18 protein-coding genes and 1 pseudogene are annotated in these 21,843 nt (G+C 36.8%); 17 read left to right on the top strand and 2 right to left on the bottom strand.

What is annotated here, in order from left to right:
- Positions 1-397: 397 nt before the first annotated feature.
- From dxs to KHA87_RS08945, 7 genes are all read left to right on the top strand, one after another.
- Positions 398-2,290 (top strand): 1-deoxy-D-xylulose-5-phosphate synthase, encoded by a 1,893-nt coding sequence (gene dxs, locus KHA87_RS08975; protein WP_213093730.1) that lies wholly within the window; start codon positions 398-400, stop codon positions 2,288-2,290.
- Between the two features lie 2 nt (positions 2,291-2,292).
- Positions 2,293-3,132 (top strand): TlyA family RNA methyltransferase, encoded by an 840-nt coding sequence (locus KHA87_RS08970; RefSeq protein WP_213093729.1) that lies wholly within the window; start codon positions 2,293-2,295, stop codon positions 3,130-3,132.
- Positions 3,133-3,264: 132 nt separating this feature from the next.
- Positions 3,265-3,714, top strand: a complete 450-nt coding sequence (gene ahrC, locus KHA87_RS08965) for a transcriptional regulator AhrC/ArgR (protein WP_213093728.1) — start codon at positions 3,265-3,267, stop codon at positions 3,712-3,714.
- A 60-nt stretch (positions 3,715-3,774) separates the two neighbouring features.
- Positions 3,775-5,484 carry a DNA repair protein RecN gene (gene recN, locus KHA87_RS08960; protein WP_213093727.1) on the top strand — a complete coding sequence of 570 codons (1,710 nt, stop codon included), beginning with the start codon at positions 3,775-3,777 and terminating at the stop codon, positions 5,482-5,484.
- Positions 5,485-5,634: 150 nt separating this feature from the next.
- Positions 5,635-6,930 (top strand): SpoIVB peptidase, encoded by a 1,296-nt coding sequence (gene spoIVB / locus KHA87_RS08955; protein ID WP_481748341.1) that lies wholly within the window; start codon positions 5,635-5,637, stop codon positions 6,928-6,930.
- A 243-nt stretch (positions 6,931-7,173) separates the two neighbouring features.
- Positions 7,174-7,959, top strand: coding sequence for a sporulation transcription factor Spo0A (gene spo0A / locus KHA87_RS08950; protein WP_213093725.1), 786 nt, complete (start codon positions 7,174-7,176; stop codon positions 7,957-7,959).
- A gap of 200 nt (positions 7,960-8,159) precedes the next feature.
- Positions 8,160-8,906 (top strand): glycerophosphodiester phosphodiesterase, encoded by a 747-nt coding sequence (locus KHA87_RS08945; protein ID WP_213093724.1) that lies wholly within the window; start codon positions 8,160-8,162, stop codon positions 8,904-8,906.
- Between the two features lie 36 nt (positions 8,907-8,942).
- Here the strand turns inward: KHA87_RS08945 and KHA87_RS08940 are convergent, their stop codons facing one another.
- Positions 8,943-9,182, bottom strand: a complete 240-nt coding sequence (locus KHA87_RS08940; protein WP_213093723.1) for a DUF2627 domain-containing protein — start codon at positions 9,180-9,182, stop codon at positions 8,943-8,945.
- 122 nt (positions 9,183-9,304) lie between these two features.
- Here KHA87_RS08940 and KHA87_RS08935 point away from each other — a divergent pair, with 122 nt between their 5' ends.
- From KHA87_RS08935 to KHA87_RS22600, 9 genes and pseudogenes are all read left to right on the top strand, one after another.
- Complete coding sequence (locus KHA87_RS08935) at positions 9,305-11,368, top strand: sigma-54 interaction domain-containing protein (RefSeq protein ID WP_213093722.1); 2,064 nt, start codon at positions 9,305-9,307, stop codon at positions 11,366-11,368.
- A 177-nt stretch (positions 11,369-11,545) separates the two neighbouring features.
- On the top strand, positions 11,546-12,451 hold the full coding sequence (yqiS, locus tag KHA87_RS08930) for a phosphate butyryltransferase (protein ID WP_213094290.1): 906 nt from the start codon (positions 11,546-11,548) through the stop codon (positions 12,449-12,451).
- Between the two features lie 18 nt (positions 12,452-12,469).
- A complete protein-coding gene (bcd, locus tag KHA87_RS08925; protein ID WP_213093721.1) occupies positions 12,470-13,567 on the top strand; it encodes a branched-chain amino acid dehydrogenase in 1,098 nt (365 codons plus the stop codon).
- A gap of 137 nt (positions 13,568-13,704) precedes the next feature.
- Positions 13,705-14,811, top strand: a complete 1,107-nt coding sequence (gene buk / locus KHA87_RS08920; protein ID WP_213093720.1) for a butyrate kinase — start codon at positions 13,705-13,707, stop codon at positions 14,809-14,811.
- Between the two features lie 22 nt (positions 14,812-14,833).
- Positions 14,834-16,258 (top strand): dihydrolipoyl dehydrogenase, encoded by a 1,425-nt coding sequence (gene lpdA / locus KHA87_RS08915; protein WP_213093719.1) that lies wholly within the window; start codon positions 14,834-14,836, stop codon positions 16,256-16,258.
- A gap of 32 nt (positions 16,259-16,290) precedes the next feature.
- Positions 16,291-17,289 carry a thiamine pyrophosphate-dependent dehydrogenase E1 component subunit alpha gene (locus tag KHA87_RS08910; RefSeq protein WP_213093718.1) on the top strand — a complete coding sequence of 333 codons (999 nt, stop codon included), beginning with the start codon at positions 16,291-16,293 and terminating at the stop codon, positions 17,287-17,289.
- A 24-nt stretch (positions 17,290-17,313) separates the two neighbouring features.
- Complete coding sequence (locus tag KHA87_RS08905) at positions 17,314-18,297, top strand: alpha-ketoacid dehydrogenase subunit beta (protein WP_213093717.1); 984 nt, start codon at positions 17,314-17,316, stop codon at positions 18,295-18,297.
- An 18-nt stretch (positions 18,298-18,315) separates the two neighbouring features.
- Positions 18,316-18,787: pseudogene (locus tag KHA87_RS22605) on the top strand (biotin/lipoyl-containing protein); the annotation flags it as partial.
- 35 nt (positions 18,788-18,822) lie between these two features.
- Positions 18,823-19,599, top strand: a complete 777-nt coding sequence (locus KHA87_RS22600; protein WP_481748355.1) for a dihydrolipoamide acetyltransferase family protein — start codon at positions 18,823-18,825, stop codon at positions 19,597-19,599.
- Between the two features lie 103 nt (positions 19,600-19,702).
- Here KHA87_RS22600 and KHA87_RS22405 read toward each other — a convergent pair whose 3' ends face one another.
- The gene (locus tag KHA87_RS22405; protein WP_283249425.1) at positions 19,703-19,828 is read right to left on the bottom strand and encodes a hypothetical protein; all 126 of its coding nucleotides are present in this window, start codon (positions 19,826-19,828) and stop codon (positions 19,703-19,705) included.
- A 179-nt stretch (positions 19,829-20,007) separates the two neighbouring features.
- On the opposite strand from KHA87_RS22405, the gene KHA87_RS08895 reads away from it, so the two are divergent.
- A complete protein-coding gene (locus KHA87_RS08895; RefSeq protein ID WP_213093715.1) occupies positions 20,008-21,843 on the top strand; it encodes a methylmalonyl-CoA mutase family protein in 1,836 nt (611 codons plus the stop codon).

Raw genomic sequence — 21,843 nt, 5'->3', positions numbered from 1 at the left:
TGTTAACCGTTATTTGTGTGGAATGTCTGGCCGTTATCACATTAGTGTTAACGGCTCTTTTTCCATTATAATTTGAACTCCTTACTTAATCGTTATTACTATCGTAGACGAGTACGGATAAACATCCTTATTTGGATTAGAAATGAATAACTGCTTGCTTCGAATCAAATTCTAGATTAGAATTTATTACTGCTTACAAAAAGCAACAATATATTCGAAAAAGGCTATAATAAATAATATGAACCTATATTGTAGAAAATCAAATTATTATTATAATCAGGAGTAGTAATATAAAAAGGACATATTTCTTAACAGCTTCCATGAGACTAATCATTTTATTTTTTGATACATTATTTTACGAAACACAATCTATATTAACGAAAGTGAGTGATCCATCATGGATCTATTATCAATTAAAGACCCTTCGTTTTTAAAAAATATGAATGTCGACCAATTGAAGGATCTTAGTGAAGATATCCGGAAATTTTTAATCGAAAAAATATCAAAAACAGGTGGGCATATTGGTCCCAACCTAGGGGTTGTTGAATTGACCATTGCATTGCATAAATGTTTTGATAGTCCTAATGATAAGATACTTTGGGATGTTGGCCATCAGTCCTATGTCCACAAAATATTAACGGGGCGTGCAAATCAATTTGATACGTTAAGACAATTTAATGGCCTTTGCGGATTTCCAAAAATGGCAGAAAGTGAACATGATGTATGGGAGACAGGTCATAGTTCCACTTCATTATCGGCAGCGATGGGAATGGCGATTGCAAGAGATATAAAAGGGGAAAAATCTTTTATTGTTCCTGTAATCGGAGATGGTGCATTAACAGGTGGAATGGCGCTGGAAGCATTGAACCATATTGGGCACGAACAGAAAGATTTAATAGTCGTATTAAATGATAATGAAATGTCGATTGCTCCCAATGTAGGTGCATTACATAATGTGCTCGGTAGGTTAAGAACTGCCGGAAAATATCGTTGGGCAAAGGATGAATTAGAAAGTTTATTGAAAAAGATTCCTGCAGTTGGTGGAAAGCTTGCTGCAACAGCTGAAAGAATCAAAGATAGTTTAAAATATTTAGTTGTATCAGGGATATTTTTTGAAGAGCTAGGATTTACTTATTTAGGTCCTGTAGATGGCCATAATTTCGAAGCGTTATTTGAGAATTTTCAATATGCTAAAAAGACTAAAGGTCCAATTCTTTTACATGTTATCACCAAAAAAGGAAAAGGCTATAAACCAGCTGAAAATGACACTATCGGAACCTGGCACGGTACTGGTCAATATAAAATTGAAACAGGCGATCTAATTAAGCCTGTTAATGCACCACCGGCGTGGAGCAAGCTCGTAAGTGATACAGTACTAAGATTAGCAAAAAAGGATAAACGGATTGTAGCCATAACTCCTGCCATGCCTGTAGGATCTAAGTTGGAGAAATTTGCAGAACAACTCCCGGATCAAATGTATGATGTCGGAATTGCGGAACAGCACGCTGCAACTTTAGCTGCAGGCTTAGCGACGCAGAAAATGAAACCGTTTTTGGCTATTTATTCTACCTTTTTACAACGTGCCTATGACCAGGTGGTACACGATATTTGCCGGCAAAATTTAAATGTTTTTATAGGAATTGATCGAGCAGGATTGGTAGGCGCTGATGGGGAAACACATCAGGGTGTATTTGATATTGCCTTTTTACGTCATATTCCAAATATGGTCATTATGATGCCGAAGGATGAAAACGAAGGTCAGCATATGGTCAATACAGCTATTAAATACGATAAAGGACCAATTGCAATGAGATTTCCACGTGGAAATGGGATAGGTGTACCGCTAGACGAAGACCTAAGACAGATTCCAATTGGAACCTGGGAGGTACTAAAGGAAGGTACAGATGCTGCAATCCTAACCTTTGGAACAACTATACCAATGGCGTTAGATGCTGCAAACCGTTTGAATAAACAAGGATACTCCGTTAAGGTAGTTAATGCTCGATTTATCAAGCCTTTGGACGAAAAAATGCTGACATCATTATTAGATAAAAATATGCCTATTTTAACCATTGAAGAGGCAGTTCTAGAAGGCGGGTTTGGCAGCTCTGTAATCGAATTTGCTCATGATCATGGATATTATCATAATGTCATAGACAGAATGGGTATACCTGACCGATTTATAGAGCATGGAAATGTGGATCAATTGTTGGAGGAAATTGGTTTTACTACGGAAAACGCCATAAATAAAATTATCTCTATTACTCCAAAAAAACAAAAAAGGGCGTAAAGATGAAGATAAAAAAACAACGACTAGATATGCTTCTTGTAGAAAGAGGTCTTATTGAAACGAGAGAAAAAGCGAAGCGGGCAATAATGGCCGGCCTCGTTTTTTCTAATGAAAATCGTTTAGATAAACCTGGAGAAAAAGTAAATGAGGATATACCATTAGTAGTTAAAGGAAATGTTTTGCCTTATGTTAGCCGTGGTGGATTGAAGCTTGAAAAGGCTCTTAAGGTTTTTGATGTAAATATCCAAAATAAAATTTTATTGGATATCGGTGCTTCTACAGGAGGATTTACCGACTGTGCTTTGCAGAACGGGGCAAAAATGTCTTATGCATTAGATGTGGGATACAATCAGCTTGCTTGGAAATTACGGCAAGATGATCGAGTGGTCGTGATGGAAAGAACAAATTTTAGATATGTAACTCCTGCAGACCTTTCACGTGAAATGCCCAATTTTGCGTCCATTGATGTTTCCTTTATTTCACTGTCATTGATTCTACCTGTTTTACGAACACTATTAGTTCCAAATAGTGATGTAATTGCCCTGATTAAACCGCAATTTGAAGCCGGTAAAGAACAAGTAGGGAAAAAAGGGATTGTACGGGATAAAAAAGTGCATGAACAAGTGCTAGAAAAAATCATTAATTTAGCATTAGAGCAAGGATATAACGCTGAAAACATCTCTTATTCGCCTATAACAGGCGGTGAAGGGAATATTGAATTTTTAATCCATTTAAAATGGTGCGGGGAAGGCCAGGAAAATGGGCAAAACTTCATTCCGGTAAATATAAAGGATCTTGTGGAAGAAGCACATATGGAATTATCAAAAGGAGCATCTCACTGATTGCTTCTTTTTTCTGTCTACCTCCATCATAATCCGCTTAGGATTTCTTTTCTGTGTACAATTAAATTAAAATAAGCTAACATGATGATTAAATAGAGAAATAATATATGTTTTTGTATGAGGTGGTTTTAGGTGAGTAAGGGTCAACGTCTAATAAAAATAAGAGAATTAATAACCACATATGATATTGAAACCCAAGATGAATTAGTGGACCGCTTAAAAAATGCTGGGTTTAATGTAACACAAGCTACGATTTCACGTGATATAAAGGAGCTTCATTTAGTGAAAACTCCATTAAATGATGGTCGTTATAAATATAGCTTGCCTGCTGATTTAAAATTTAATCCCTTGCAAAAATTAAAAAGAAATTTAACAGATTCTTTTATAAGCATTGATCGGGCTGGTTATTTAATTGTATTAAAAACCTTGCCAGGCAATGCCCATTCTATTGGCGCATTAATTGATATCCTGGATTGGGAAGAAATTGTCGGAACTCTTTGCGGTGATGATACATGTCTTATTATTTGCAGAGACGAAGAGAAATCGAAACTAATTTCCGAAAAAATATTAGAAATGGTTTAATCCGGCGCATTATTTAAATTATAGGATGTCCTCTAATAAAATACCAGAGGTGAATTTGCCTTGTTACAAGAATTAACCATAAAAAACTTTGCAATAATTGATGAAATATATCTCTCATTTGATAAAGGATTAACTGCCTTAACTGGTGAAACTGGTGCAGGTAAATCCATCATTATTGACGCTATTCATTTATTAGTTGGTGGGAGAGGCTCAGTTGAGTTTGTTCGGCATGGAGAAAAAAAAGCGGAAATTGAAGGGCTATTCTCCATACATAATGAACACCCATGTATAGAACGTGCAAATGAATTTGGAATTGAAATTGAAGACGATATGATTGTGCTTCAAAGAGATATTTACATGAACGGAAAAAATGTTTGCCGAATTAATGGTAAGCTTGTTACTATTTCTGTTTTAAGAGAAATAGGCAGTACATTAGTGGATATTCATGGTCAGCATGAGCACCAAGAATTGATGAATGAATCATTGCATTTACAATTGCTTGATCAATATGGGAAAACAGATATTGAAAAGGCAATGCAAAATTACAATGACATTTATAAAGAATACGAACAAACATTAGGCCGATTGAAAAAACTTAGTGAAAATGAACAACAAATGGCTCATCGATTAGACTTAATCCAATTTCAATTAAAAGAAATACAAAACGCTAACCTCCAGTTATCGGAAGACGAGGAGCTAATGGAAGAAAAAAGAAAGCTGATGAATTATGAAAGGCTATTCGATGCTTTAAAAACAAGCTTTGATGCTCTGCAAGGAGAACATCGCGGTCTTGATTGGATCTCTTTACTTATGAATCAAATGGAAACTGCAGCAGAGCTTAATAAAGAATATGAGCCTATACACGAGTCCATTTCCAATTGCTTTTACATATTGGAAGATGTAACAAGAAGCATCAGCGATGAATTGGACCAATTAGAATTTCAGCCAGAAAAATTAAACGATATAGAAAATCGTTTGAATGAAATTAATCAATTAAAGCGTAAATACGGACAATCGATAGAGGGAATATTAGAGTATAGTGCTAAAATTGAAGAAGAAATTGAAACAATTACGAATCGTGAAAGCCATATTGATCAATTGCAAAAGAAGCTTACTGCATTAAAAAAGGATTTGTTTTTAGAAGGTAAGCAGCTGAGTGATTTGCGACAAAAGTGGGCGAAGAAACTGAAAGATGCCATTTCAAATGAATTAAAACAACTTTATATGGATAAGACTGTATTTGAAGTGAAATTCCACCAAAGTGCTGATAAGTTTCTGGATGTTCAGGAAATACCTTTCAGAAGAGATGGCTTAGATATCGTTGAGTTTTATATATCCACCAATCCTGGTGAACCTTTAAAACCGCTTGCTAAAGTAGCTTCCGGCGGAGAGCTTTCAAGGATGATGTTAGCATTAAAGACAATTTTCTCTAAGCATCAGGGAATAACATCCATTATATTTGATGAAGTAGATACTGGGGTTAGTGGACGGGTTGCACAGGCAATTGCTGAAAAGATTCATCAAATCTCCGCTAATTCACAAGTATTTTGTATATCCCATCTTCCACAAGTTGCGGCTATGGCTGACACACACCTTTTTATTATGAAGGAAATGGTGGATGGCAGAACAAGAACAAATGTCAAGCATTTATCACATGAGGAAAAAATTATTGAAATCGGCAGAATGATATCAGGGGTAGAAATAACGGATCTCACAAAACAGCACGCCCAAGAATTAATTGAATTAGCTTATACAATTAAAAGTACTTGAAAAGCTATCCATAATGGGTAGCTTTTTTTCATAACCTCTTGTTATATTTCGAGCGTTTCAAGGCTAAATTAAAACTGTAGCTAATAAACAGAGAAAGCTATTTTCCGCTATAAAACCAAAACAGATAAGTGTGGACTAGAAGCGAGGAGAGTGAAAAGTTTGAAATGGGAACTTCTTAGAAAATTGTTAGGTGGATTTCTCCTTGTTTCACTATGTTTAATCGGGTTTTCTAAACCTTTTCAAGACTATCTCCACATACCAAAAAGTATCACGATCTTTCAAGGTGATCAAATAAATTTTGCAAAAGCAGCCGAGGTATCAGCAAGCGTAAACCAATCGGTTAAAAATGTGAATGTACAGGAGCAAAAACATTCACTTGCTATTACAGGAAAAAAGGCTGGGCATGAAGAAATATTTCTCGAACTAGCAGGATTACCAATAAAAAGAGTAGATGTGAATGTACTAAAAAACTTTCGGATCATTCCAGGTGGACAATCCATTGGTGTGAAATTAAATTCAAAAGGTGTGCTCGTTGTAGGACATCATTTAGTTGAAACGAAAAATGGAAAGGTTTCACCTGGTGATCAAGCTGGGATTAAAGTTGGGGACATCATTACAAAATTAAATGGACATACAATTGAAAAAATGTCTGATGTAGCTCCTTTTGTACAGGAGGCAGGGGAAAGTGGGAACGCTTTAAAAGTTACCATTCAACGTGATTCCGGTAAATTTAATACTCAAATTCAGCCCAAGAAAGATGAATCAGAAAATATATATAAACTAGGGTTGTATATAAGGGATTCAGCCGCGGGAATTGGAACGATGACGTTCATTGATCCTAAATCAAAAAAATACGGAGCGTTAGGTCATGTCATATCTGATATGGATACCAAAAAGCCTATCGTAGTTGAAAACGGCCAAATTGTAAGATCAACGGTTACTTCCATTGAAAAGGGAAGCAACGGAAATCCGGGAGAAAAACTTGCTCGTTTTTCAGCAGATCGTGAAGTAATCGGTGATATTAAGCAAAACAGTCCATTTGGGATATTTGGGAATTTACACAAAATGATAAAGAACGGAAAATATGATAAACCGTTACCAATTGCTTTATCAGATCAAGTAAAAGAAGGGCCAGCAAAAATATTAACAGTTGTTGATGGAGACAAAGTGGAAGCGTTTGACATAGAAGTGGTAAGTACTATACCTCAAAAATTTCCTGCCACCAAAGGGATGATTATTAAGGTGACCGATCCAAGACTCCTTGAAAAAACAGGAGGAATTGTACAGGGAATGAGCGGAAGTCCTATCATTCAAAATGGAAAAGTAATTGGTGCTGTAACACATGTATTTGTAAACGATCCAACATCCGGATATGGAGTTCATATCGAATGGATGTTAAATAAGGCTGGTATTAACATTTATGATGATAAAGAAAAAGCAAGCTGAAAGAGTAATCCTCTTCAGCTTGCTTTTTCTGTTGCAAAAAATATGGTATGATTAAATAAAGATTTTTCGACAAAAGCAGTAATATGTATCGAAAACAGTCGAAATGAAGAGGAAATGGGAGAAAAATAAAGAAAAACTTATTTTTTTGGGAAAATTTCATTAAATAGAAGGATTTTAAATGGAATTGTCGAAAGTGTTTATAGTACAAAATTGTTAGGGATATAACTGAGGAGGAAACTGCTTGTGAAGAAAATTAAAGTTTTTGTTGTAGACGATAATCGTGAATTAGTTTCATTATTAGAGGAATTTATTTCATCTCAAGATGATATGGAAATAGCTGGAGCAGCATATAATGGATCGGAATGCCTGGAATTAATCGAGGAGGCTGCGCCAGATGTACTTATACTGGACATTATCATGCCTCATTTAGATGGTCTTGGTGTTTTAGAAAAATTAAAGGAACTTAATCTGTCTGCGATGCCAAATGTTATTATGCTAACTGCTTTTGGTCAAGAGGACGTTACGAAGAAAGCTGTTGAGTTAGGTGCTTCCTATTTTATTCTAAAGCCGTTTGATATGGAAAACCTAGCAAGCCAAATACGCCAGGTTAGCGGCAAAGGAAGCTCCATAATAAAAAGATCAGCCACTTTAAGAACTCAAGGCGAGTCCAAGACAAAAAATTTAGATGCGAGTATTACTAGTATTATTCATGAAATTGGAGTTCCTGCACATATAAAGGGATATTTATACTTAAGAGAAGCCATCTCCATGGTCTACAATGACATTGAGCTATTAGGATCTATAACAAAAGTTCTATATCCGGATATTGCAAAGAAATACAATACCACTGCTAGTCGTGTTGAAAGGGCAATTCGTCATGCTATTGAGGTTGCATGGAGTCGTGGAAATATTGATTCTATTTCTTCTTTATTTGGATATACTGTCAGCATGTCCAAAGCCAAACCAACAAACTCGGAATTCATTGCTATGGTTGCTGATAAACTTCGTTTGGAGCATAAAGCAAGTTAATAAATGAAACGCTAAATAATTATTTTAAGAAAAAACAGACTCATGGAGATTAATGAGTCTGTTTTTCTGTATTTTCTTATTTCTTAAAGTAGCATAAAATGAAATAAAGGATTTGTTTATCCAAATGTACATTATCTATAAGTTCAACTTTAATTAATTAATTATTATCTGATAACAACATCGTTAAAGGACGTGAAGGCATGACCCTTATATTTGCTCACCGTGGTGCAGCTGGTACATACCCGGAAAATACGATGGATGCATTTATTGCGGCTGAAAAAAGTGGAGCAGACGGCATTGAACTGGATGTACAATTATCAAGGGACGGAGAAATCGTCGTCATTCATGACGAGACAATTAACCGAACAACTAATGGCAAAGGCTTTGTAAAAGATTTTTCCCTAAAAGAGCTGCAGAAATTTAATGCTTCATATCTATCCAAATCTCTAAAAACATTTTTTAAATCCCCCCATATCCCATCTTTAAGGGAAGTATTTGATTGGATGAGGGGCAATTCCTTACTATGCAATATTGAATTAAAGACAGGCAAAATTGAATATCCACTTATTGAAGAAAAGGTGATCCAATTAATTCGCGAGTATCGTTATGAGAAACGAATTATCATATCTTCTTTTAATCATTATTCCATTATACATTGCTATCGTTTAGCACCTGAAATTGAAATTGCCCCACTCTATTCAGACGGCTTATTCATGCCTTGGATTTATGCTTCTTCCATTCATGCAAAAGGAATTCATCCGAATTATAAAATTGCTCCGGATGATATTATTACCTCAGCGATGGAATATGGTATTCAAGTTCGACCATATACAGTGAATAAAGAAAAAGATATAAAAAGATTATTAAATTTATCCTGTTCTGCTATCATAACGGATTTTCCGAAAGAGGCCGTTGAATGGAGAGACGCGATTAAAATGAAAAAATAAAAAATCTGCATACGCAGATTTTTTATTCTAATATATTCACACTCTATTGCTAAAACGGTTTTGCACTTTGTTTCGTTTACGGTCACGATAAAAAATAAAGCCTGCAACAAAGCCGAGTCCAGCGATAAATAATATAAATCCCACTAAAAATTGTAGCCATAAATATGGAAATGGCGGCTGTAATATCCCAAATAGCATATCTCTCATTAATTTTATTCCGTATGCGGCCAAAGCGCCAGGTATGAGTAAAATGAGAAGTGCAATTAATCGAATCATTTATAAAAACTCCTTATATTTCTGACTAAGAAAATCATATAACACACAATAAATTTGTCAAGTGAACACTTTTTCCCTACAATAAAAGTATGAAAAATATTGCAATTTCAGGAGGAAAAAAATTGCAAAACGTTTTAGTAGTAGGCGGGGGAAAGGGTGGCACAGCCATCTTAAAAATATTTAAAAATAGCAATGTATTTAAGGTTATTGCAGTGACAGATCCGAATGAGGATGCCACTGGTATACAATTTGCAAAAGAAAATGGAATTGATTTTGGAAAGGACTGGAGAGATTTTCTCCATAATTCCATAGATCTCATTGTAGAAGTAACCGGAGATGAGAGAGTATATAGGGAGATACTTGAAAATTGTCGCAAAGAAACCATTCTTATACCAGGTAGTATAGCTTTTTTGATTGCAAAATTATTAGACGAAAAAGAGGATCTAATTAAGCAGCTAAAGGAAGAAACCTATAAGCATCAATTGATATTGAATTCTACGGATGAAGCGATGGTAGTGATCAATAATGAAGGAACTATCATCTTCTTTAACCGAAGCGCCGAACGAATGACAGAATCACCAATTTCGCACGCAGTTGGAAGCAATATACTGGAGATAATTCCAAACAGTCAATTATTAAGGGTCATTCAAACGAGAAGAGTAGAGGTTAACCAAGAAACGGTTTTAAAAAACGGCACAAAAATTATTACTACACGAATTCCGATGATTAATGATGAAAACGAGGTCATTGGGGCGATTGCTGTTTTTAAGGATGTTTCAGAAGTCGTTTCTTTAGCGGAAGAAATTACAAATTTGAAGGAAATACAAACGATGCTGGAGGCGATTATTCAATCCAGTGATGATGCTATTTCGGTTGTGGATGAACACGGCAGGGGAATATTGATTAATCCAGCATATACACGAATAACGGGACTTTCTGAAGAAAAAGTAATTGGCCAACCTGCTACTGCAGATATTTCTGAAGGAGAGAGTATGCATTTTAAAGTCCTTCAAACTAGAAGACCAGTCCGTGGCGTTAAGATGCGTGTAGGTCCAATGAAAAAAGAAGTAATCGTAAATGTTGCTCCTATTATTGTAAATGGGAAGCTAAAAGGCAGTGTAGGGGTTATTCACGATGTTACAGAAATTCAGTCTTTAACGAAAGAGCTTCATATTGCCAGACAAATCATTCGAACCCTGGAAGCTAAGTATACTTTTGCGGATATTATTAGTCATTCAGAAGAAATGAATATTTCGGTGGAACAGGCAAAACTTGCCGCAAAGACACCTGTTACCATTCTTTTAAGAGGTGAATCTGGTACTGGAAAAGAACTGTTTGCCCATGCAATACATAATGCCAGTGATCGAAGATACAATAAGTTTATTCGAGTAAATTGTGCAGCAATATCGGAATCCTTGTTAGAAAGTGAATTGTTTGGATACGAAGAAGGAGCTTTTTCTGGAGCAAAAAGAGGTGGAAAGAAAGGTTTGTTCGAAGAGGCAAATAATGGAAGTATATTCCTGGACGAAATCGGGGAGCTCAGTATTAATACGCAAGCAAAATTATTACGTGTTCTTCAAGAAAATGAGATAATTCGAGTAGGGGGGACGAAACCTGTTCCAATTAATGTTAGAGTGATTGCTGCAACTCATGTTAATCTTGAAAAAGCTATTGGCAGTGGTTCCTTTCGAGAGGATCTTTATTATCGATTAAGCCGTATGCCAATTCAAATCCCGCCTTTAAGAAATAGAAAGAAGGAAATCCCTTTTTTATGTGAAAGATTAATTCAAAAAATTAATCGTGATTATGGCAGAAATGTGGAAGGAGTGACACCTAGAGCGTTGAATGTTTTAATGGAGTATGATTGGCCGGGAAATGTGCGGGAATTGGAGAATATCCTTGGACGAGCAATTATTTTCATGGATTATAGTGAGACAAGCATCGATGTAAAGCATTTAAATTTTTTAACACAAAATAAAGAGTCAAGCGTTAGTCCCACTCATTTAGAAATACATAATAAAGATTTGACTAGTATGGTGGAAAATTTTGAACGAAGAGTTATAAAAGAATCATTAGAAAACAATAATGGAAACAAGACTGCTACCGCCAAGCAATTAGGAATTTCTGTTCGGAATTTATACTATAAGTTAGAAAAATACAATCTTGCAAATAATGACGTGCAATAATTTTCGTACTATGAAAATTATTGCACGAAAAAAATAGCTGACTAATGAAGTGAGATGTAAAAAGTATATTATTTTTACTGATATCAGAAAAATATTGGTCAGAAATTAAAGTTGGTACGATAATTGCATATTATTAATTTGTTGATAAATGGGGATAAAGGGGTTGAAGCAACGAGAATGGATTTAGACCTTATAGTAAATATGGCAACCCGAATGAATAATGCCACAGTAGCAGTAGCAGTTGCAGAGGATACTGAGGTACTAGAAGCCGTATCCATAGCTGTCGAAAAGAAATTAGCAAAATTTATTTTATTTGGTGATTCTGAACAAATTCATTTATTATTAAGAAAGCATGCACCGCGTCTTTTGGAGAATACTGATATTTATATTAAAAATGTAAGTTCTCCAGTTGAGGCATGTTCACTTGCAGTTAAGGCAGTCAAAAATCATGAAGCAACTGTTTTGATGAAAGGTAATGTTGCAACATCGACCATATTAAAGGAAGTTTTAAATAAGGATTATGGTTTAAGAGCAGGTAAAGTTTTGTCACATGTTGCTGTTTTTGAAGTGCCAAACTATGATCGTTTCTTTCTACTAACAGATGCAGCTATGAACATAGCGCCTACTCTAGAGCAAAAAGAACAAATAGTTCAAAATGCTGTTCAGCTTGCACAATCTATTGGTATTGAATATCCAAAAGTTGCTGCACTTGCTGCAGTGGAGGTATTGAATCCGAGTATGCAGGCGACAATTGATGCAGCGGCATTGAAGGAAAAGAATAGAAACGGGGAAATAAGCGGATGTATTATAGAAGGACCTTTGGCTCTTGATATTGCTGTATCAAAGGAAGCAGCAAAACATAAGAAGGTAGAAAATGAGGTTGCGGGTTCTGCCGACATTCTGCTTGTTCCAAATATTGAAACCGGGAACGCATTATATAAATCGATGATTTATTTTGCAAATGCACAAGTGGGCGCAATGATTGCAGGAGCTGCCGCCCCGATAGTATTAACTTCCCGATCTGATAGTGCAAAAAGTAAGCTATATTCTCTTGCGTTGGCTATTTGTTCAACTAAAATATGATGAAATGGGGAATGAATGATGAAAATTTTTGAATACATGGGAAAATACGATTATGAACAACTTTTATTTTGCCAAGACGAACAATCAGGATTAAAAGCAATTATTGCGATTCATGATACAACACTTGGGCCAGCTTTAGGCGGTACGAGAATGTGGACTTATGAGTCTGAGGATGCAGCGATTGAGGATGCACTTCGTCTTGCTCGTGGTATGACATATAAAAATGCAGCTGCCGGTTTAAACCTTGGCGGAGGAAAAACAGTTATTATCGGAGATCCTAAAAAGGATAAAAGTGAAGAAATGTTCCGTGCTTTCGGTCGCTTTATTCAAGGATTAAACGGTCGATATATTACTGCTGAGGACGTAGGTACAACTGTAGCAGATATGGATCTAATCCATGAAGAAACAAATTTTGTTACCGGTATTTCACCTGCATTCGGTTCTTCAGGTAACCCCTCACCAGTTACAGCATATGGCTGTTATGTTGGAATGAAGGCTGCTGCTAAAGAAGCGTTTGGTTCAGATTCATTAGAAGGCCTTACAGTTGCTGTGCAAGGTGTCGGAAATGTAGCTTTCGAAATGTGCCGTTACCTGCATGAAGAAGGTGCAAAATTAATTGTTACAGATATTAATAAAGAAGCTGTTATGAGAGCTGTTGAACAATTCGGAGCAAAAGCGGTTGACCCTAATGAAATTTATGGAGTAGAATGCGATATTTTTGCACCTTGTGCACTTGGAGCTATCATTAATGATGATACTATTCCACAATTAAAGGCTAAAGTCATTGCTGGATCTGCAAATAATCAATTAAGAGAAACCCGTCATGGTGATCAAATCCATGAAATGGGAATTGTTTATGCTCCAGATTTTGTTATTAATGCAGGTGGAGTTATAAATGTTGCAGATGAACTATATGGATATAATCGTGACCGTGCAATGAAAAAGGTTGAGGGTATATATAACAGCATAGAAAAAATAATTGAAATTTCGAAGCGTGATGGTATCCCGACTTATGTTGCAGCAGACCGTATGGCAGAAGAAAGAATTGCAAAAGTATCTAAATCCAGAAGTCAATTCTTATTAAATAATCGCCACATCTTAAGTAATCGTGCATAATCTTTAGTATTAAAACGCCTCACTTCTAGCTTTTTACCTGTGGTTTAGGCCGCTCCTGCTTGCGGCCTTTTCTCCCGCTATTAGTGCGGCGTTTTATTGCACGTATCAAGTAGTTTAGAGCCTTTTTTGGACAGCAAATGGAGGTAGCAGCATTGTCAGGTACCAACTTCAGAATCCTTGTTATTAATCCAGGGTCTACATCGACCAAAATCGGTATTTTTGATAATGAGAATTCTATTTTAGAAAAAACAATTAGACATGAAACAAGTGAGATTCAACAATTTGAAAATGTCATAGATCAATATGAATTTCGCAAGCGAACTATTCTAGAAGCTTTGGATGAAGAAGGAATCAATATTTCTAAGCTTCATGCAGTTTGTGGACGGGGAGGCTTGCTACGCCCAATTGAAGGTGGCACATACTCCGTTAATAATGCAATGCTGGAAGATTTACGGATCGGTTTCTCCGGGCAGCATGCTTCAAATTTAGGTGGAATCATTGCTTATGAAATTGCAAAAGGATTAAATATTCCATCCTATATAGTAGATCCTGTGGTTGTCGATGAATTAGAACCGCTTGCTAGAATTTCAGGATTTGCTCTTATTGAAAGAAAGAGTATTTTTCATGCATTAAATCAAAAATCAGTCGCAAGAAAAGTTGCTAAACAGCTAGGAAAAAGTTATGAGGAATTGAATTTAATAGTTGTTCATATGGGCGGCGGAATAACAATCGGGGCTCACAAAAAGGGGAGAGTAATCGACGTTAATAACGGATTGCATGGTGAAGGACCGTTGAGTCCTGAAAGAGCCGGTACAGTACCCGCGGGTGATCTAATCGATCTTTGTTATTCTGGAGAATTTTATCGTAATGAAATTACAAAGAAATTAGTTGGACAAGGCGGTCTTGTCGGTTATTTAGGAACCAATGATGCTGTGAAAGTGGAAGAAATGATTGCAGCGGGGGACGAGTATGCTAAGCTAATCTATGATGCAATGGCATATCAGGTTGCGAAGGAAATTGGTTCTGCCAGTGCCGTACTTAGGGGTAAAATTGATGCAATTGTGTTGACAGGCGGATTAGCTTACGGCAAATCCTTTGTTCAAGAAATTAGCGAGTATGTGAGTTGGATAGCTGATGTTGTTATTCATCCTGGAGAGAATGAACTGCAGGCTTTAGCAGAAGGTGCTCTCCGAGTTCTCAATGGAGAAGAAGTAGCGAAACAATATCCAGGAAATATGGAATAACCTATAAAAGGAGGACTACATTTTGGCAAGAGAATATGATTTGGTCATATTAGGCGGCGGAACCGGTGGTTATGTTGCTGCAATTCGAGCTTCTCAGCTTGGCTTAAAAACGGCGATTGTGGAAAAAGGAAAACTTGGCGGTACATGCCTTCATCGCGGATGTATTCCGAGTAAAGCATTATTAAGAAGTGCAGAAGTATATGCTACAGCGAAAAAGGGAGAAGAGTTTGGTGTTATCGCCACCGATGTTTCCTTAAATTTTAATCGTGTTCAAGAAAGAAAGAATGGTATTGTTGAAACCTTACATAAGGGAGTTCAACATCTTATGAAACAAGGAAAAATAGATGTATTTGAAGGAAAAGGTACGATATTAGGTCCTTCTATATTTTCTCCAATGCCTGGAACAATATCAGTAGAATTGAAGACTGGCGAAGAAAATGAAATGCTAGTTCCAAAGAACGTTATTATAGCAACTGGCTCTAGACCAAGATCACTTCCGGGACTAGATATTGACGGTGAATACGTTCTTTCATCAGATGAGGCTTTGGAACTGGAATCCCTTCCAAAATCCATTATCATTGTTGGCGGTGGAGTTATCGGAATAGAATGGGCTTCCATGCTTTCAGACTTTGGAGTAGAAGTTACCGTAATTGAATATGCGGATCGCATTGTTCCTACAGAGGATAAAGATATTTCCAAAGAAATACAAAGAATTATGAAGAAGAAAGGCGTTAACATAGTTACAAGCGCTAAGGTTCTTTCGGAAACATTGAAAAAAGGAAATGGAAACGTATCCATAAATGCTGAAATAAATGGAGAACAAAAAGAATTCAGTGGGGAAAAAATTCTTGTTTCAGTAGGACGCGCAGCAAATACTGAAAATATCGGTCTGCAAAATACAGATATAATAATTGAAAAAGGATTCCTCCAAGTGAATAAATTTTATCAAACAAAGGAATCCCATATCTATGCAATTGGAGATGTAATTGGCGGTCTTCAGCTGGCACATGTTGCATCACATGAGGGAATAACAGCTGTAGAACATATTGCCGGACAAAATCCGTCTCCTATTGACTATTCGCTTATTTCAAAATGTATTTACAGTAACCCAGAAATGGCTAGTGTAGGATATACAGAAGAGGAAGCGAAGGAAAAAGGCTATAATGTGAAGGTAGGCAAATTCTCTTTTAGAGCTATTGGGAAAGCACTTGTATATGGTGAATCAGATGGATTTGTAAAAATTGTTGCCGACAAAGATACAAATGATGTTTTAGGAGTACATATGATTGGGCCACATGTAACTGATATGATCTCAGAAGCAGGTCTTGCTCGAGTACTCGATGCAACACCTTGGGAAATTGCCCATACTATTCATCCACATCCAACATTAAGCGAAGCGATTGGTGAGGCAGCATTAGCAGTGGATGGAAAAGCAATACATGGATAATAATAATAAATTTTTATATAGGAGGTAGTAAAATGGTGGAGAATCGTCATCAAGCACTTGGAATTAGTGATGAAACCGTTTTGAAAATGTATGAAACAATGCTTATGGCTAGACGGATTGATGAGCGTATGTGGTTATTAAATCGTTCTGGAAAGATACCTTTTGTTATTTCATGTCAAGGACAAGAGGCTGCACAGGTAGGAGCAGCATTTGCGCTTGACAGGGATAAAGACTATGTATTGCCTTATTACCGTGATCTGGGCGTGGTTTTGGCCTTCGGAATGACACCAACAGAGGTAATGCTTTCTGGCTTTGCGAAGGCTGAGGATCCAAATTCTGGAGGCCGCCAAATGCCTGGCCACTTTGGACAAAAGAAGAATCGGATTGTAACTGGTTCATCACCGGTAACTACACAAGTTCCTCATGCAGTAGGAATAGCACTTGCAGGCAAAATGGAAAATAAGGATCTTGTTACCTTTGTTACATTTGGTGAAGGTTCATCCAACCAAGGGGATTTTCATGAAGGTGCCAACTTTGCCGGAGTTCACAAATTACCAGTAATTTTCATGTGTGAAAATAATAAATATGCAATATCTGTTCCAATAGAAAAGCAGTTAGCTTGTGAAAAAGTTTCCGACCGTGCTATTGGCTATGGAATGCCAGGTTTTACGGTTGATGGCAATGATCCGCTTGAAGTGTACAAAGCGGTTAAAGAAGCTGCAGATCGTGGAAGAAGAGGAGAAGGGCCTACATTAATCGAAACGGTCTCTTATCGACTTACTGCTCATTCATCGGATGATGATGATCGTGCATATCGTTCAAGAGAAGAAGTGGAAGCAGCTAAGGAAAAAGATTCTATTATTACATTTGCTAACTACTTAAAAGAAGTTGGCGTTTTGAATGAAGAGACGGAAAAAGAAATTAATGATCGTATCATGAAAATCGTAAATGAAGCAACAGATTATGCGGAAAATGCTCCTTATGCAGATCCGGAAACTGCTATGCAATTCGTATATGCACAAGAGAAATAAGAAGTAGAACAGGAGGGAAAAGCTATGCCGGTTATTTCATATATTGACGCTGTAACAATGGCAATTCGCGAGGAAATGGAACGCGATTCAAAAGTTTTTGTATTAGGTGAGGATGTAGGAAGAAAAGGCGGGGTTTTTAAAGCAACGAATGGTTTGTATGAACAATTTGGAGAGGATCGTGTACTTGATACACCTCTAGCAGAATCCGCAATTGCTGGGGTTGGTATTGGTGCTGCTATGTACGGAATGAGACCAATTGCCGAGATGCAGTTTGCAGATTTTATCATGCCTGCAGTAAACCAAATTATATCAGAAGCTGCAAAAATTCGATATCGTTCCAATAATGATTGGACCTGCCCTATTGTTGTTCGTGCACCTTATGGCGGTGGCGTTCATGGCGCTCTATACCACTCACAGTCTGTTGAAGCGGTGTTTGCAAACCAACCAGGATTAAAAATTGTAATGCCTTCAACTCCTTATGATGTAAAGGGCTTATTAAAAGCAGCTATTCGTGATGATGATCCTGTTCTTTTCTTTGAGCATAAACGTGCATATCGCCTTATTAAAGGGGAAGTCCCTGAAGATGATTACGTATTGCCAATTGGAAAAGCGGATGTAAAGCGTGAAGGTGAAGATCTTACAGTGATTACATATGGACTTTGTGTACATTTCGCACTTCAAGCAGCTGAACGCTTAGCTCAGGACGGAATTCAGGCACATATTCTTGATTTAAGAACTGTTTATCCATTAGATAAAGAAGCTATTATCGAAGCAGCTTCCAAAACAGGAAAAGTACTACTTTTAACTGAAGATAATAAAGAAGGAAGCATTATGAGTGAGGTTTCTGCTATCATCGCAGAAAACTGTTTATTTGACTTGGATGCGCCTATTATGCGTCTTGCTGGTCCAGACGTTCCTGCAATGCCATATGCTCCTACAATGGAGAAATACTTTATGGTAAATCCAGATAAAGTTGAAAAAGCGATGCGAGAACTTGCTGAATTTTAATAGAAGGAGGTCGTGATTATGGCAATTGAAAATATTACAATGCCTCAATTAGGGGAAAGCGTAACGGAAGGTACTATTAGCAAATGGCTGGTTTCTCCTGGAGATAAAGTAAATAAATATGACCCGCTTGCAGAGGTTATGACAGATAAAGTAAATGCAGAAGTACCTTCTTCTTTTACTGGGGTTGTTAAAGAAATCATTGCTGCTGAAGGTGATACTCTTGCGGTTGGAGAGGTCATTTGTACAATGGAGGTTGAAGGTGGGGACAGCACTAGCACTGCTGCAGCTGAAACACCATCTATAGAGCAAACTTCTGCACCGGAGGCAAAAAAATCAAATGACAGCACAGGGAAGGTTCGTTATTCCCCAGCGGTCTTGAAGTTATCTCAAGAGCATAATATTGATCTAACACAGGTAACAGGTACTGGTAAGGAAGGACGAATTACACGAAAAGATCTATTAAAGATAATCGAATCAGGATCCATTCCTTCTGCAAATGACGTCAGAGCTGAACAGCCTGCAGCTATGAATCAAGCACAAGCAGCTCAAACGGCAAAACCAGCACCATCCACGCCTGCTTCTACTATACCGGTTATACCTGGAGATATTGAAATTCCGGTTACCGGAGTCAGAAAAGCAATTGCTGCGAATATGCTTCGCAGCAAGCATGAAGCACCTCATGCTTGGACAATGATGGAGGTAGATGTAACCAATCTTGTTGAATATCGCGACTCTATAAAGAATGAATTTAAGAAGCGTGAAGGATTTAATATCACATATTTCGCATTCTTCGTAAAAGCGGTAGCACAAGCGCTAAAAGAATTCCCACAAATTAATTCTATGTGGGCTGGAGATAAAATCATTCAAAAGAAAGATATTAATATCTCCATCGCCGTAGCAACAGATGATGCATTATTTGTCCCAGTAATTAAGAATGCTGATGATAAGTCGATTAAGGGCATTGCTCGCGAAATATTTGATTTGGCTAATAAGGTTCGCACAGGCACATTAAAATCAGATGATATGCAAGGCGGAACGTTTACAGTAAACAATACAGGCTCCTTTGGCTCCGTTCAGTCCATGGGGATAATTAATTATCCTCAGGCAGCGATTCTTCAAGTAGAGTCCATTATAAAACGTCCAGTTGTGATGAATAATGGAATGATTGCTGTAAGAGATATGGTGAATCTTTGTATGTCCCTTGACCACAGAGTGCTGGATGGTTTAATATGCGGACGCTTCTTGCAAAGAGTGAAAGCCATTTTGGAAAATACAACAAAAGAAAATACTTCTGTTTATTAAGAACTATTAAGAACATAGGGGCTGCCCGATAAGTCCTTAAAATAAAGCAGGTGGAGAAAAACAAATCTTTTTTCTCCACCTGCTTTTATATTCAAGGAGTTGGTTAGGCTCCTTGTTTTGAATTACAGAATGATGGTTTCAAACAATTCATCCATCCTAGCATGACTGCAAGCGCGAAAATAACGAAGAAGCGGTCACATTCAGCACCAGAACGTGCCTGTGTTATCATGCTGAAAAACCACTTTTCGGTCATCCCCTTTATATATATTTTTTTTATTCCTAGTATTCTTTGAAAATATGGAATCCTTTTCGTTTTTATACTAAAATAATATTAGATATTTTCTAACTGTATTTTATTTTCGTACAATTGGAATCGGTTACATATCCTGTAAAAGGAGGCACTCTATTTTGAAAACAAATTATACAGAATTAAAAAAGCAATCCTTTTCATCCTATACAATAGATGATTGGACTGTATTAGCAAAAGGTACTTTGAAAAACAAACCAATGGATTCCCTTATGACAAAAACATATGAGGGTATTACATTGAAACCTTTATATGTAAAGGAAGACTTAGAATTTATACACATAGATCAAGATCCGGGTACTCACCTTCGAATACGTGGTTATAATGCTATTAGCAATCAACTTAAGCCATGGAGAATGGCACAGAACATTAAAAAACGAGATTGGTCTGAGGTAAAAGCACTGTTAAAGAATGCACTTGCAAGCGGCCAAGATTGCCTTTCATTTGATGTTGATTATTTAAACAATATGGTGGAAGTGGATTTTTCCGAATTTAAAAATACTCCTATGTTTTTACGAACAACAGAGCATTTTCAGACTCTAATAGAGAAGGTATTAAAAGGTGGGCAAACTGAAACCACTGGCGTAATTGCTACAGACTTAATCTCATCTAAATTGAATCAGGGAAAAATTAATGCAGATGATTCATATTTATTAGAAAATTGGAGTTTGCAAATATTGCAGGCAAAACAATCATTGCCAAATATAAAAACGATATTAATAGACGTAACACCATATCATAACGGTGGTGCAAATGCTGTTCAAGAACTAGCAATTGCATTGTCAGAAGCAGTTTTTTATATTGAGCATATGAAGAACCACGGTTGGAATCCGGAGCAAACAATACAAAAGCTAGTGTTCCATTTTGGCATCGGCGGTAACTTTTTTATGGAAATAGCAAAGTTAAGAGCTTTCCGTGCTGTATTTACTACAATTGAAAAAGCATATGACCTTTCTGACATTGAATCAGTAACAGTAAGTGCGGAAACATCCGCTTTTACAAAATCTGTAATAGATCCCTACGTAAATATGCTCCGTGCGGGAAATGAGGCATTTGCTGCAATTTTGGGTGGAGTGGAATACTTACATGTAACACCATTTGATCAGGTGTTCCAAGAAAACGACGATTTTTCTGCACGAATAGCTCGTAATACACAGTTAATTTTAAAAGAGGAAGCGCATTTAAATTCTGCAGTAGACCCAGCAGGAGGCTCCTATTATGTAGAGTCCTTAACAAACGAATTAATAGAAAAGGCTTGGGAGTTATTCCAAAAAATTGACTCTATTGGAGGAATAATAGAGGTATTAAGAACAGGCTGGTTGCAAAGTGAAATAAATCAAGTCTTGAATGCTAGACTGCTAGATATGGAAACAAGGAAACAATCAATTATTGGCACGAATGTGTATGCAAACCCTAGTGAAAAGTTATTATTTGTCCACTCCAACCACGTTAAGGAAGCCATGGATATTACCCCTATTTATCCAGTCAGGATAGCGCAGGCATATGAAAAGCTACGGGAACGAGCTTTTGATTTGGAGAAAAAGGGGATTATATTATGCGCTGGACTAATCTGCCTCGGAAACTTAAAAGAGCATAAACCAAGAGCAGATTTTGTTACAGGAGTATTGGCTACTGCTGGAATAAAAGCGAATTGGAGTACTGCTTGCAAAAGCATAGAGGATGTTAAAAATTATATACAAGAAAGTAATCTTCCTTACTATTGCTTTTGTGGAACCGATGAAATGTACGAACAGTATGGTAGTCAAATCGGGGAATGGATGATGGAACAATATCCTTCTGTCCGAGTTGAGATTGCTGGCAAACTTACTGATGATAAAATGGAGAACTTTCGTAATAGTGGTATATCAGATACGATTCATTTACAACAGAACATGGTAGAAAAATTAACATCATTATTGTATTTATGGGAGGTGTAA

The sequence above is a fragment of the Bacillus sp. FJAT-49736 genome (assembly GCF_018343615.1).
Taxonomy (GTDB): domain Bacteria; phylum Bacillota; class Bacilli; order Bacillales; family Bacillaceae_C; genus Margalitia.
The sequence above is the reverse complement of the archived record's forward strand: the minus strand, read 5'-3'. Positions and strand labels throughout refer to the sequence as shown.

Coding starts and splice junctions, on each gene's coding strand:
- yqiS (WP_213094290.1), top strand. CDS start 11,546: ATGGATTTAGACCTTATAGTAAATATGGCAACCCGAATGAATAATGCC.
- KHA87_RS08970 (WP_213093729.1), top strand. CDS start 2,293: ATGAAGATAAAAAAACAACGACTAGATATGCTTCTTGTAGAAAGAGGT.
- KHA87_RS08940 (WP_213093723.1), bottom strand. CDS start 9,182: ATGATTCGATTAATTGCACTTCTCATTTTACTCATACCTGGCGCTTTG.
- KHA87_RS22405 (WP_283249425.1), bottom strand. CDS start 19,828: ATGATAACACAGGCACGTTCTGGTGCTGAATGTGACCGCTTCTTCGTT.
- KHA87_RS22600 (WP_481748355.1), top strand. CDS start 18,823: ATGAATCAAGCACAAGCAGCTCAAACGGCAAAACCAGCACCATCCACG.
- bcd (WP_213093721.1), top strand. CDS start 12,470: ATGAAAATTTTTGAATACATGGGAAAATACGATTATGAACAACTTTTA.
- KHA87_RS08905 (WP_213093717.1), top strand. CDS start 17,314: ATGCCGGTTATTTCATATATTGACGCTGTAACAATGGCAATTCGCGAG.
- KHA87_RS08945 (WP_213093724.1), top strand. CDS start 8,160: ATGACCCTTATATTTGCTCACCGTGGTGCAGCTGGTACATACCCGGAA.
- buk (WP_213093720.1), top strand. CDS start 13,705: ATGGAGGTAGCAGCATTGTCAGGTACCAACTTCAGAATCCTTGTTATT.
- dxs (WP_213093730.1), top strand. CDS start 398: ATGGATCTATTATCAATTAAAGACCCTTCGTTTTTAAAAAATATGAAT.
- KHA87_RS08910 (WP_213093718.1), top strand. CDS start 16,291: ATGGTGGAGAATCGTCATCAAGCACTTGGAATTAGTGATGAAACCGTT.